Annotated in this window: 10 protein-coding genes; 5 read left to right on the top strand and 5 right to left on the bottom strand. The window is 69.1% G+C overall.

Translation table 11 applies throughout. From position 1 onward, the window contains the following. Window positions 1-33: 33 nt before the first annotated feature. The gene (locus tag D7V88_RS01735; RefSeq protein WP_244237905.1) at window positions 34-912 is read right to left on the bottom strand and encodes a hypothetical protein; all 879 of its coding nucleotides are present in this window, start codon (window positions 910-912) and stop codon (window positions 34-36) included. Between the two features lie 407 nt (window positions 913-1,319). Here D7V88_RS01735 and D7V88_RS01725 point away from each other — a divergent pair, with 407 nt between their 5' ends. Together D7V88_RS01725 and D7V88_RS01720 are read left to right on the top strand one after the other, a co-directional pair. Further along, window positions 1,320-2,423 (top strand): alpha/beta fold hydrolase, encoded by a 1,104-nt coding sequence (locus D7V88_RS01725; RefSeq protein ID WP_120538831.1) that lies wholly within the window; start codon window positions 1,320-1,322, stop codon window positions 2,421-2,423. 25 nt (window positions 2,424-2,448) lie between these two features. Continuing rightward, on the top strand, window positions 2,449-2,964 hold the full coding sequence (locus D7V88_RS01720) for a GNAT family N-acetyltransferase (RefSeq protein WP_120538830.1): 516 nt from the start codon (window positions 2,449-2,451) through the stop codon (window positions 2,962-2,964). 7 nt (window positions 2,965-2,971) lie between these two features. On the opposite strand, the gene D7V88_RS01715 is transcribed toward D7V88_RS01720, so the two are convergent. Next, on the bottom strand, window positions 2,972-4,312 hold the full coding sequence (locus D7V88_RS01715; protein WP_120538829.1) for a beta-helix domain-containing protein: 1,341 nt from the start codon (window positions 4,310-4,312) through the stop codon (window positions 2,972-2,974). An 82-nt stretch (window positions 4,313-4,394) separates the two neighbouring features. Further along, complete coding sequence (locus D7V88_RS43770) at window positions 4,395-4,811, bottom strand: hypothetical protein (RefSeq protein ID WP_208726058.1); 417 nt, start codon at window positions 4,809-4,811, stop codon at window positions 4,395-4,397. Between the two features lie 38 nt (window positions 4,812-4,849). Here D7V88_RS43770 and D7V88_RS01705 point away from each other — a divergent pair, with 38 nt between their 5' ends. Next, a complete protein-coding gene (locus tag D7V88_RS01705; protein ID WP_120538828.1) occupies window positions 4,850-6,418 on the top strand; it encodes a protein adenylyltransferase SelO in 1,569 nt (522 codons plus the stop codon). A 192-nt stretch (window positions 6,419-6,610) separates the two neighbouring features. On the opposite strand, the gene D7V88_RS01700 is transcribed toward D7V88_RS01705, so the two are convergent. Beyond that, entirely contained in the window at window positions 6,611-8,392 is a 1,782-nt protein-coding gene (locus tag D7V88_RS01700) for a M4 family metallopeptidase (RefSeq protein WP_120538851.1), read from the bottom strand. 383 nt (window positions 8,393-8,775) lie between these two features. Here D7V88_RS01700 and D7V88_RS01695 point away from each other — a divergent pair, with 383 nt between their 5' ends. Beyond that, window positions 8,776-10,497, top strand: a complete 1,722-nt coding sequence (locus D7V88_RS01695) for a hypothetical protein (RefSeq protein WP_147448565.1) — start codon at window positions 8,776-8,778, stop codon at window positions 10,495-10,497. Between the two features lie 84 nt (window positions 10,498-10,581). Here the strand turns inward: D7V88_RS01695 and D7V88_RS01690 are convergent, their stop codons facing one another. Then, the gene (locus D7V88_RS01690; RefSeq protein ID WP_147448564.1) at window positions 10,582-11,616 is read right to left on the bottom strand and encodes an oxygenase MpaB family protein; all 1,035 of its coding nucleotides are present in this window, start codon (window positions 11,614-11,616) and stop codon (window positions 10,582-10,584) included. Window positions 11,617-11,827: 211 nt separating this feature from the next. Here D7V88_RS01690 and D7V88_RS01685 point away from each other — a divergent pair, with 211 nt between their 5' ends. Continuing rightward, complete coding sequence (locus tag D7V88_RS01685; protein WP_244237912.1) at window positions 11,828-12,691, top strand: hypothetical protein; 864 nt, start codon at window positions 11,828-11,830, stop codon at window positions 12,689-12,691.

Genomic DNA, 12,691 nt, shown 5'->3' with positions numbered 1-12,691 from the left:
GCCCGGCATCCGTGTCTGGGATTCAGCGCGGTGTTACTTGACGCAGTTGGCGTAGCCGCGCTTGCCGTTCATGACCGTCATTTCCCAGTAACGGGTCCCGCTGTTGTAGTCGATGGACACGCCGTCCGTGTAGCTGTTGGTCGTGAACCGGCCGCCCACGCCGGACAGGAGGCAGGCCACGCCGCCGGCGTTGTAGGCCAGGTTCTCCGTGAAGCCACCGCCCTCGCCCGAACCCCACAGCCAGCCGCCCATGCCCGTCGGCACGTCCACGCACAGGGCCCGGCCGCCGCCCGGTCCCGTCAGGTCGCCGCCCAGGTACCAGTTGAGACCGTCATTCCAGACCTTCACCTCGCTGTCGCCGTTGATGAAGGCATTCGTGGACGCCTCCACCCGCGTCAGGAAGCAGCGCCGGTCCGCGGTGACCGCGCCCAGCAGCTTCGCCGCGGTCCCCTGACGCCAGGTGACCTCCGAGGTGCGGTTGGTGGCGGTGTTGAGGCACTGGATGCCCGTGGCCAGCGCCTTGCTGTTGCTGTGATTGACGAAGGCCACCCAGTTGCCGGAATAGTTATACACGCCCGCGCTGCTCCAGTTTCCCGCGGTGGCCGGCTTCAGGTTGCCGAACAGGGACGTCATGAAGCAGGTGCGGTTCGTGGAGGTCCCGATGGTGGTGGTGGTGTCCCCGTTGTTGGCGGTGCCCCACCAGTACGTGCCGCCCAGCGTGACGGCCTGCTCCGTGCTGGCAATGGAGTCGGCGGCGCTGGGCTCCACGGCGCTGGGCTCCGCGGCGGACTCCGGCTGGGCATCCTCCGTCATTCCCTGACCGTCCATTTCGCCGCCGCAGCCTGCCGCGATGAGGGCGAAGGGAACCGCGAGGAAGAGCTTCTGCACGGACTGCTTCGTGATGGGACCCATGATCAAGTTCCGTCCTTGTCTTTGCCGCGTTGGAGATGGCGCTCCCGCTCGCATCCGGCACGCCGTTCCAGGCGGGCCTTGCGTCGGGGAACGGGGAGGCGACAAAGCAACGGGAGTGCCAGCCACGGTGCCGGGGGGCGGCTCCAGAGGAGGCTCTCAAGGTGTGCAAACCTTGCACGACCCCGGGCGCCGGGACGGTGCAGGGTCTGCATCCCCGTGCAAGGTTTGCACGAGGCGCGGCATGGGGTGATGCGCCCGCTCCACGGATTCCTGTCGCGCCACGGGTCGCGGCCGCCAGTGGGAACGACCTCGAAGTGGCCCTGAAGCACGCAGGCAGGCGTGCGGCCAGCCCCTGCCGGCCCTGCTTCTGGCAGGATTCAACGCGCGTTTCCCCACAGGAGGCCGATGTGACGACCCACCGGAGTGCCGCGTCCGCTGTCCGAAGCCTGTGGCTGCTGGGCCTGTTGCTCGCGAGCAGCGCGGGGGCGGAGGTGGCGCGCGCGGAGTTCCTCGTCCCGTCGGATCCGGGCATCGAGGTGTCCGTGCGGGAGGTGAAGGACTCCGGCATGCAGGTGGCGGGACTTCCGCCGCTCATCCTCCTTCATGGCGCGCGCGTTCCGGGGCGGGCGTCCTTCGACCTGCCCGTGGAGGGGGGCTCGCTCGCGGAGGACCTCGCGCGCGCGGGGCACTCCGTCTTCGTGATGGACGTGCGGGGCTATGGCGGTTCGACGCGGCCGCAGGCCATGGGGCTGCCCGCGGTGGGCCGTCCGCTGGTGGGCTCGAACGAGGCCGTGCGGGATGTGCAGGCGGTGGTGGCGTGGGTGCAGGCGCGCACGGGGCAACGCCGGGTCGGGCTCCTGGGCTGGGCCACCGGCGGGCATTGGGCGGGGATGTACGCCAGCCTGCATCCGGACGACGTCAGCCACCTCATCCTGCTCAACGCGCTGTACGCGGGAAGCGCCGAGCACAAGATGCTCGGGCGCGGCACGGACTTCGAGGATCCGAAGCGGCCGGGGCGCTTCAACGCGGAGGGGCTGGGCGCCTACCGTTGGAACACCGGGGCGTCGGTGCTGGCCGTCTGGGACCGCGAACTTCCGGAGGACAAGGACAAGGCGCGCGACCCCCAGGTGGCCGGGTCCTTCCAGCGCGAGGCGCTCGCGAGTGATCCGCTGGCGCCGTCCCGGACGCCGTTCGCCTTCCGGGCTCCGTCCGGGGCATTGGAGGACAGCTTCCTGCTCGCCATCGGTCGGCAGCTCTGGGACGCGGGCTCCATCTCCGGCCGCGTCCTCATCCTCCGTTCGGAGAACGATTTCTGGAGCCGGCCCGAGGACGTCACCCGCCTCCAGGAGCACCTGGACCACGCGACCTTCGTGAAGGCCGTCGTGCTTCCGGGCGCGACGCACTTCGTCCACCTGGAGCGACCGGAGCGGGGACGCCGCCTGCTGATGGAGGAAGTGATGCGCTTCACTGGCGCCAGGACGGGCCCGGCGCCGAAGCCGCCCGCGAAGTAGGGCCGGCGGCTGTAGGATGCAGGGGATGACTTCCATCCGGAGACTGGAACAGGCGACCCCCGCGGAGCGTCAGGCGCTCACCGAGCTGATCCTCGCGACGGTGAATGGGGGCGCGTCCATTGGCTTCCTGGCGCCGCTCGCGCCGGAGGTGGCGGAGGCGTACTGGCAGGGGGTGCTCGTGTCGCTGGGGCCGGGCCTGGTGCTCTGGGTCGCGGAGCACGACGGGCGCATCGTCGGATCCGTGCAGCTCGCACCCAGCCTGCGCCAGAACGGCCTGCACCGCGCGGACCTCATGAAGCTGATGGTGCATCCGAGCGCCCGGGGCCAGGGCGTCTCCTCGCGCCTCTTGCGCGAGGTGGAGCGGTTCGCGCGTGGCGTGGGCCGGACCCTGCTGGTGCTGGACTCGGAGTTGGGGTCGACGGCGGAGTCCGTGTACCAGCACCACCAGTGGCAGCGGGTGGGGGAGATTCCGGGCTACGCGAAGGACACGGGCGGCGTCCTTCGCTCCACCGTGGTCTATTACAAGAACCTCTCCTCCTGAGCCGTCTTCAGGGCGCGCGCGGGCAGGGCGGGTCGTTGGGGCAGCTTCCCTCCGCGCTCCTGGGCGTCGTCTGCGTGCACGCCGCGATGCGGGCGAAGGTGTTGGTCGCGGTGAAGTCCGCGGCGGAGGTGCCACTCCAGCCGCGCAGGATGCCGTGGCCCGCGCTGTCCTCGATGCTGGAGTTCGCGATGAACGGCGAGGAGGGCTCCTGGAAGAGCAGGATGGCGGAGCTCACATCGAACGAGCCCGGCAGGTAGTTGCAGCCGAAGCTGGAGCACTGGCAGGCACCGCCCGCGTACCGCACGCGGACGGACTCCAGACGGTTGGCGGAGTTGTGGCCGTCGAAGCGGAGGCCCGCCCAGTCTCCCGCCGCCGGCGTCGCCTTCGCGGAGGTGAAGACCACGGGCCGCTGCACCGTGCCAGCGGCGATGAGCGCGCTCTTGCTGTCATAGGTGCGCAGCGTCCGCGCGGGATCGAAGCGCAGCTCGGCGCCGGCCTCGATGGTGAGGGTCGCGGCGGTGTCGTGGTTGCCCACCGTGAGGCCGTCCACGTGGTACGGCACGCCCAGGTCGCGCAGCGTCGCGTTGCCGCCCAGGTAGGAGATGGTGGCGGACGCGATGTTGGGACTGACGAAGACGCTGTCCTCGCGGTTGCCCGTGTAATTGCCGGTGGGCAGCGTGCCCAGCGCATTGGGGTTGACCACCAGCGGCTGGGGCTGCTCCTCGCTGCCGGAGCCGGTGATGGTCAGCGCGGTGGAGCTGTCCGCGAAGCCGGCGGTTCCGTTGATGAGGATGCCAGGGCTGCGGGAGTCCTGGATGGTGACGTGGTCCACGAACAGCGGCCGGTTGCCGGGAAGGTTCGCGCCGGCCCGCACCCGGATCGTTGCGTCAGACAGCGACGGGCTGCCGCCGCCCGACAGCGTCGTCCACGTCAGCCGCACGGAGCTGTTCGCGTTGACCAGGATTTCGCCCCAGGGCTTGCTCGGGTCCAGCGCCTGGATGCGCACCGGTTTCGCCTGCGTGCCCTGCGTCACGAAGGAGCCCCCGGGATTGACCTCGATCCTGCGGTCGGCTTCCACGCCCACCACCGTGCAGGGCTCCACCGTCACCGCGGCGTTCACCTGGAGGTCGGAGGAGATGACGTGGGGGCTGGTCGCGCTCCAGGTCTCCGCGGTGGAGAGGGTGCCCTGGTGTGTGACGGTCGCGCCCGTGGGAGCAGGGCAGCCCGTGTCCACCACGCCCGAGTCAGGCGGGTCGCCTGGCGTTGGCTCCGACTCCGACGCGCAGCCCGGCAGGGTGCACAGGCTCAGCAACAGCATCAGGGCGGAGCGTCTGAAGGAAGCGCGCATGGGAATCCATTTCCAGGGGAAGGGGCTTGCCCTGAACCATCGCCGCTTCTACCCATGCGTGACAATCATGATGTGTGTTGTTTCACCGGCTACGCGGTGTTGCCTCGCGGGCAACTCCTGCCAAGGGTATTGGAGGGCGGCTGGGATTGTCGCTCAGGGGCCAGGTCCCCGTGCTCGCGAGCACCGTGGCGAAGGCGAGTCCATGCACGAGCCCGAAGCCCGCGGCGACGCTCGACTCCCGGCCGGGGAACAGGAGCCGCGGCACGCCCAGGGCCGCCGCCAGCGTGAGCGAGTGCCCGAGCGTGAAGGCCGTGACGATGCCCACGATGCGCCGGAAGCTTCCCCCGCCGCGTGTCCGCCTCGCGCCAGCCCCGGCCCCTTGCGAGCAGCGGCGCGGGAAGCCGCAACACGAGACGGATGCCTGGGCCAGGTCCTCCCGGGTGCCCTGGAGTGCGAAGGACTGGCATGTTGAGGGCCCCAGCGTGAAGAAATGCCGCATCCCGTCCATCTCCTCGCCGGGCCCAGGACCCATCCGCCATGCCCCAGTTCACCTCCCGCTTCGTTGACTCCACCCCGGGAGACCCGCTCACGGACTCCCGGTCGCGCCAGGTGTCGGGAGCGCTCTGGTCCCGGGTCCAGCCCACGCCTGTCTCCGCGCCCCGCCTGGTCGCCTTCTCCCCGGAGGTGGCACGCCTGCTGGGCCTGGACGAGGACGCCCTGCGGTCCGAGGCGTGGGTGCGGGTGCTGGCGGGCAACGCGCTGGAGCCGGGCATGGTGCCCTACGCGGCCAACTACGGCGGCCATCAGTTCGGCCACTGGGCGGGACAGTTGGGGGACGGCCGGGCCATCGGGCTGGGGGAATTGCGGACCCCCGACGGTGGGCTCCTGGAGTTGCAACTCAAGGGCGCGGGCCGGACGCCCTATTCGCGCCGGGCGGATGGGCGCGCCGTGCTGCGCTCCTCCATCCGCGAGTTCCTGTGCAGCGAGGCCATGCACCACCTGGGCGTGCCCACGACCCGCGCCCTGTCGCTCGTGGCCACGGGGGACTCGGTCGTCCGGGACATGTTCTACGACGGGCACCCCCAGGACGAGCCCGGCGCCATCGTCTGCCGCGTCGCTCCCAGCTTCCTGCGCTTCGGCAACTTCGAGCTGTGCACGAGCCGTGGCGACGTGGCGCTGCTCAAGCAGTTGACGGACTACACGCTGACGCAGTTCTTCCCGGAGCTGGGGGCGCCGTCAAAGGACACCTACGCCGCCTTCTTCCAGGAAGTCGCGCGCCGCACCGCGAGGCTCATGGCGCAATGGCAGGCGGTGGGCTTCGTGCACGGCGTGATGAACACCGACAACATGTCCATCCTCGGGCTCACCATCGACTACGGGCCCTACGGCTGGGTGGACGACTTCGACCCCAACTGGACGCCCAACACCACGGACGCCGAACACGGCCGCTACCGCTATGGCAACCAGCCCGCCATCGGGATGTGGAACGTGGAGCGGCTGGGCGTCGCGCTGATGCCGCTCTTCGAAGGGGATGAGACCCTGCTCCACGCGGGAATGCTCGAATACCAGCGCACGCTGAACGCGGAGATGCTCGCGCGCTACGCGGCGAAGCTGGGCCTGTCCTCGCTGGAGGATGAAGCGGACGTCGAGCGGGTGAACGCGTGTCTGGCCTGGCTGGGCGAAGAGGAGACGGACATGACGCTCTTCTTCCGGGGCCTGTCCCGCGTGGTGCTTTCTCCCACGGCGCCTGACGCGTTTCCGGACGTGCTGCGTGAGGCGTTCTACAAGCCCGTATCCGAGCCCCACCTCGCGCGGGGCCTCCAATGGCTCACATCGTGGTGGCAGCGCACGCGGCGCGAGGGCGTGGAGCCCGCGGAGCTGGCACGCCGGATGGACGCGGTGAATCCGAAGTACGTCTTGCGCAACTACCTGGCGCAGGAAGCCATCGACGCGGCCCACGCGGGTGATGACTCGAAGGTGCACCTGCTGCTCGACGTGATGCGACGCCCCTTCGACGAGCAACCGGGCCGCGAAACCTACGCGGCCCGGCGGCCCGACTGGGCCCGGTCCAAGCCCGGCTGCTCCGCGCTCTCGTGTAGCTCCTGACGGCCCGGGCGCGCCGGGGCTACGGGGTGATGCGGAAGGACCGCAGTCGCTCGGGGGCGCGGGGAGGGACGCGCCTTGGAGTCACACCGCGTCGCAATGGGAGCCGATTGGAACAGCCCGCGAAAGAAACCGGCGCGGCCGCCAGGGAATGGCGACCGCGCCGGTGGGGCGGGGCAGCAAACCCCTCTGGGATTACTGGCCGGAGCTGACCTGGAAGGTGGCGCCGGAGAAGGCCGAGTAGCCGCGGATCAGGACGTAGTACGTGCCCTGCTTCGCGAGGTTGAGGGTGCAGCTCTCATCGTTGTTGGCACCCGCCGAGCGGCAGTCGTAGCTGCTGGTCGTGGGCGCGCTGCCGAACTTCACGTACAGGTCCGCGTCTCCCGTGCCGCCGGAGAGCGCGAAGCGCATCGCGGTCGCGTTGGTCGGCGTGACGTAGCTGAGGTTCGTGTTGCCGTTGCGGCTGCCCGCGACGTTGCTCAGCGTGGTGAGGACGGTCCAGGTCGGGGGCGCGGCCACGCCCACGGCGCTCCAGGCCTCGTTGACGGACGCGACGGCGCTTGCGCCATACAGGTCGGAGGCGGCCTGCGAGGTGGCGGCGCGCGCGTCCGCGAAGGTGCTGCCCGCCGTCAGGTAGACGGTGTTCGCGCGGTAGAAGATGGCCGCGCCCTTCAGGATGCCCGTGTAGCTGTTGGCGTCGAGCGCCGGCACCACGTTGCTCGTCTTGCCGCGCGGGTGGGTTCCACCGGAGACCATCAGGTGGAAGGCCAGGTTCGCGATGCCGGAGTTCCAGTGCACGCCGCCGCTGTCGGAGGTGCCCGTGTAGCGCGTGGGGTAGTAGTCGTAGTCGCCCGCGATGGCCGGGTCGTTCATGTACCGCAGGGCGTCGCCCGCGGTGGCCGGCGTCCAGCACTCCTCGCCAATCTTCCAGGTGTTGGCGCTGACGGCACCATCCCGGTACGCCTCGATGGAGGCGCCGAAGATGTCGGACATGGCCTCGTTCAGGGCGCCCGACTCATTGGCGTAGATGAGCTCCGAGGACGTGTCGGTGACGGCGTGGGTCAATTCGTGGCCGACGACGTCCAGCACCGTCAGCGCGGAGGACTGCACGCCGTCGCCGTCGCCGTAGACCATCTGCGTCCCGTTCCAGAACGCGTTCACGTAGTTCTTGCTGTAGTGGACCGTGGAGATGAGGTCCGTGCCCAGGCCGTCGTAGCTGTCACGGCCGAAGAGGGTCGCGTAGAAGTCGTACGTGAAGCCCGCGTGGTCGTGGGCCTGGTTCAGGAGCGCATCGCTCGTGGGGCCCTGGGTTTCCGAACGCACCAGCGTCCCGGGCAGGGACGTGCGGTTCTTGGCCGTGTACGTCTTGCGGTTGCGGCTGGTCTGGAGGTTGTCGAAGTCCCGGACCGTCTCCCCGGTGTGCGCGTCGATGAAGATGTTCGGCATCGCCGGCCCGCCGTCCGTCTTCACCGTCTCCAACTGCACCCGCCACGTCAGACGGGTGTCCCGGCTGTCGGCGAGGATCTGCAGGTCCGCCTTGGGCGCGCCCACCAGCACGCTTCCGTCCTCCAGCGTGCCAAGGGCGTTCTGGATGGCTTCATCCCGCTTGAGCCGGGGCGTGGTGTCCACCTTGAGGTCGCGGGCGAGCCGGTCCGTCACGCTGGCGACGGTGCCGTCCTCCGCGAGGTGCACGATGGCCGCGGCGCCGAAGACGGGGACGCCCTTGAAGGTCTGCGCCAGGCGCTCATGCGCCTTGCCCTGGGGGTCCACCAGGAGGCGGCGGGCGGACAGCTCCCCCGCGCCCCGCAGGAACTCCGGGCGCTGGGCCTGGAGTCGGCGCAGGCCTTCGCCCCGGGCCGGCTTCGTCGCCAGGGCGCTGTCCTGCGTGAGGGGCTGGGCGTCGTCGACGGTGCTGGTACCGCAGGCGCTTCCCAGGAACAGGAAGGGGACGAGCGAGACAAGGCGGCGGATGCGCAAGGGATGCTCCGGTTCGGTGGCGGAGCCCGTGAAAAATGCCGGGCTGTCCAGGAGACCCGGCACGCCCCGCACCGGCCACAAGGATTTTTGAATCCAGGGCATACCGTCCGGCGGACCCGTCCAGCGCGAACGGGGCGGGCTGCTCCGGGGTGGCACCGACCCGCGGGCGGTTTCCCGTTGGATTTCAATGACTTCTCATGCCTACGTAGCGGGGGGCTGTTTTCGGACCGTCTTTCGCCCGAATGATTGTCAATCCATCCCGGTGTTCTTGCGTCCGCGTGGTATTCACTCCCGGTCAAGAAAGGCAGACGGGGGCCCGGGGCCGACAGGCATTCCAGGTCGATTGCTGCTCCGTACGCACACCGCATGAGGATGGGAACACCATGGTCCGATTCACGCTTGTCCAGAGGACAACATTCCTGGCTTGTCTTTTTTCACTGTTGCTGTTCGCGCCGGGGGCGCATGCCCAGACGGCGAACGCCGCGTTGGGGGGCTGCTTCAACCCGTTCGTCAATCCCAATGACATCGCGGTCCCCGCGAACGTAGGGGACTACGTCCGCTTCATAGCCGGCAACGAGCTGCGCGGATGCCTGTGTGGCGATGCCGTGTCGGCCGTCGTGACGTTGACCGGTCTGGACGCCTACAAGGGCATCCAGGCGTCGCTCGTCAGCGACCCGACGGCTCCAGACCGGAGGCTCTTCAGGTTCGTGGACCTGAAGGTCCTCCCGCAGGGACCGCAGGACATCGAGTTCAACATCTGCGTCCAGGCTTTCCGCGCTGCGGGTTCCCCCTGTGGTGGCTCGTGGACTTCGGAGATGGTCTGCACGCAGCGCCGCATCCGCGTGAACCAGCCTCGCGTGAACGGCAGCATCAGCGCGACGCCGTCGGACCTGTACGTCGCACCGGGGCGTCTGGGCACGACGACGCTCTCCTGGTCGACGACGGTGGCCACCACGGCGCAGGTGTCCGTGAAGATCAAGAACTCCAGCGCGCCCGCCACCGTGCTGTCCACGGCGCTCACGGGCTCACGGGCGTATGCCCAACTGGCACCGAACTATACCTACGTCTTCCAACTCCACGCGAATGGCCTCTTGGTGGCGGAGCGGGAGGTCATCGTCCGTGAGGGCGCCAGTGGCACGCTGACGGCGACCCCCAACCCGGTCAGTGTCCCCCTGGGGGGGCAGGGTTCGACGGTGCTCCAATGGACGAGCAAGAATGCGATCGACACGCAGATCCTGGTCTCCGTGAATGGACAGGGCTCGGCGCTGGTCTTCAGCGGGAAGAGCGGCACGCAGACGGTGCCATGGATTGTCGCGGGCCAGAGCTATGTCTTCACCCAGATCCTGACGGGCGAGCCGTTCAACGTGCTGGCGTCGGTGACCGTCCGCGGAGAGGTGGCGAGGCCGCCCCAGCCCCTCACGGGCCCCTGGTCCAACCCCGCGCGCTCCGGACAGGGCTGGGACCTGCAGCGTCTGGGGACGGATGGCGTCTCCCTCACCTGGTTCACCTATACGGCTTCGGGGCAGCCCATCTGGTATCTGAGCACGATGTCCGGGGAGACGGGGGAGTGGGTGGGCCCCCTCACGGAGAGCACCTGGACCGGCTCGACGGCGACGTTCCGCAACGTTGGCACCGCGAAGCTGCTCGTGACCAACAACCAGTGGCGTTTCAAATGGACGCTGGGCGCGCTGTCGGGAGAGGAGCCCATCGTGCGGACCGACTTCGGCGGAGGCGCGACGACGATGAACCTCAATGGCCTCTGGTATCGCCCCGAGGAGCCCGGCTGGGGCGTGCTCTTCGCCACGCGCGGGACGACCCAGGTGGCGACGGTGTGTGCCTTCGCGGGCAGTCGTCCGGTCTGGCTCCAGGGCTCCGTGGTCAGTGCGTCCACGTCGCTGTCCGTGCCCCTGAACTACCTGACGAGCACGACGCTGTGCCCGGGCTGCACGGGGAGCCCGTCCACGAACATCCAGTCCGCGGGGACGCTCACCGTCAATGGCATCAGCGGCGTGCCGGGCTCCCTCACGGCGACGTCCCAGCTCTCCTATCCGGGAGGGAGCTGGAACCGTTCGAACGTCTCGCTCTTCCGGTTGGTGGGACCTTGACGCGCGAGCGTCCCTCCACCACACAATGACAAACGGGGCTGGACGGGTGGGCCCGTCCAGCCCCGTGCTTCAACTGCCCTGACATCAATCCCTGTCGGCCGCTGGGGTCTTCGCCGCGACGGGCCGGATGCTGAAGGGCACGTCGACGTAGGAGTCGAGGGTGTTCAGCACCCGGGCCATGACCGTCGGCCGCGCTCCTCTCGCCTGGGCCAGCCGCATCTGCGCTTGATGCCAGGCCGTGACGCAGCGGAGCGTTGGCGGGGTGAGGTTGATGGCCCGTCGCATCGTGCCCTTCAGGAGCCTCCACGCGCGCTGCTGTCCCAGTCCCCAGGCCAGCCCGTACGCCTCGCGCCAGCGCTGCGGCAGGAGCCCGGCGGTGAGCAACTCATCGAGCTGTCCCCGGGTGAACGGTGAATTGAAGAGCAGGCCCGCCAACTCGCGCGCGGTGTCTCCCACGCGCAGCGCATCTCCCGCCAGTTGCTCGTGATACCACGCGTAGAAGGCCTCGAGCGTGGGCGGCATCTGCTCCGGCAGGAGCCCGAACTGCGCTGCGGCGAGCCGCGACTCCTCATAGAAGCGGCGCTTCTCCTCGGTGCTGAGCGGGCGCACGAAGGTCTCGAAGACCTCCATGGCGCCGTCGATGAGGGTGGCGAGCACCCAACGCTGGAGCAGGGGATCGTTCGCGCGATAGCGGCCCTCACCCTGCGGACCCGCCCCGGCTGGAAGTGCGCCGTTGACGCGACTGTGGAGGCTGTGGACCCGCTTGGCGGCACCCATGGCTTCGGGCAGGCCCCCGAAGACAAGCTGGTACATCGCCGTATAGGTGCGTCGCGCGCGGCCGAGCAGGTCACCCCGGAAGTTGCTGTTCTGGGCGACGCCGATGGCCACCGCCGGATGGGCGATCTGCAGCAGGATGGCGCGAAGTCCGCCGAGGAGGATCACCGGCTCGCGATAGATGACCCAGGTCATGCTGTCGGGGCCGTAGAAGCCCTCGTGCTCACCTGCTGAGTGCTCCCGCAGGTAGTCGAGACACTTGCGGAAATGTTCGCTGTCCTGGCGGACCTGCTGCTGCACTTCCGGAGACTGCTGTCGCCAGCTCGGGCGCTCCTGCGGATTCACGATTCTCCCTCCGAGCGGTTCACGGCCGCCGCTGTCGCATGCAACGGAATGGCTACCACACCCCCTTCTGTCGGGACACGATCCCCAAGTGACATCCGTGGAGCGAGTTCAGGGGCACAGCCCTGCTCTGTCTTCAGGGGCGTACCTTCACGGTCAAGACCCGGGAGCGGCTACCCTTGGCGGCGTCCGCGGATGGAGGTCGCTCTTGCCGATGTTGATGGATGCGTTCTACGTGCTGCGCCCCACGCCAGCGCTCCTAGCGTGGCTGAAGGAGCGAGACGTTCCCGCGTGGATGCGACTGGAGCGTCCGAACCTCTGGAGTCAGCGGGAGGTCGGGGATCATGACTACGAAGGGCAGGGCGAGGACGAGCAGACGTTCCTCAAGCTCGCGGTCCTCGCCAGCTTCCTGCGCGACCTGGAGCGCGCCAGTCCGGACTCCACGGTGGACCCTGACGCGGTGACGCGGCGGGTGCTCTCGGAGCTGCTGGGCCCTGCGCCGCTGACCGTGGCGACCTTCGATCGCTGGTGGCACCTGGAGTCCGTGGCGGGGTTGTCCTCCGTGGAGTCCACGATTGCGCACACCCCGGTCCGCACCCTGCGCAAGGTGCGGGGGCCCGAGGTGCGCAGTCCCCTCGTGGAGGCGCATCGGTCGTCCTACAGGAGCGCGGCGCTGGATGGCGGTCCTCGCCCGGTAGGTGCGCAGTGGGATGCTGCGATTCGTGAACGAGAGGAGGATGGGCCGCGCCTCCAGTGCGCCGTGGCCTGGGTGCTGGAGCGCCTGATGGAGAAGACCCCCCACCGCCTCTGTGCCCTCTGGACCCAGCCCTTCTCCCTGGATGCGCCCATCGAGGAGGTCCTCCACGTTCCGGGCTGGACGCTGCGAAGCGGGGGACACGACCTCCGCGAGGGCATCAAGCTCACCCTCGAAGAGATCACCTGGGGCCTTGAGACGTGGCACTTCAGATACAGGATCCATTCCGGTGAGCGCAGGGCGTCACTGTCCGGGACCGTGCAGCTCCTCCTGGAGGAGACGCCAGACGGATGGGCGGTCCGGAAGGGGAGTGTGATGCCCTGA

The sequence above is a fragment of the Corallococcus terminator genome (assembly GCF_003611635.1).
In the GTDB taxonomy this organism is placed as follows: domain Bacteria; phylum Myxococcota; class Myxococcia; order Myxococcales; family Myxococcaceae; genus Corallococcus; species Corallococcus terminator.
Note: the sequence above shows the minus strand (reverse complement) of the source record. Positions and strands in the feature narration are given on the sequence as shown.

Bases quoted from the DNA above. Each gene is read 5' to 3' on its own strand.
- D7V88_RS01735 (WP_244237905.1), bottom strand. From the start codon at position 912: ATGGGTCCCATCACGAAGCAGTCCGTGCAGAAGCTCTTCCTCGCGGTT.
- D7V88_RS01720 (WP_120538830.1), top strand. From the start codon at position 2,449: ATGACTTCCATCCGGAGACTGGAACAGGCGACCCCCGCGGAGCGTCAG.
- D7V88_RS01715 (WP_120538829.1), bottom strand. From the start codon at position 4,312: ATGCGCGCTTCCTTCAGACGCTCCGCCCTGATGCTGTTGCTGAGCCTG.
- D7V88_RS43770 (WP_208726058.1), bottom strand. From the start codon at position 4,811: ATGCGGCATTTCTTCACGCTGGGGCCCTCAACATGCCAGTCCTTCGCA.
- D7V88_RS01705 (WP_120538828.1), top strand. From the start codon at position 4,850: ATGCCCCAGTTCACCTCCCGCTTCGTTGACTCCACCCCGGGAGACCCG.
- D7V88_RS01695 (WP_147448565.1), top strand. From the start codon at position 8,776: ATGGTCCGATTCACGCTTGTCCAGAGGACAACATTCCTGGCTTGTCTT.
- D7V88_RS01685 (WP_244237912.1), top strand. From the start codon at position 11,828: ATGTTGATGGATGCGTTCTACGTGCTGCGCCCCACGCCAGCGCTCCTA.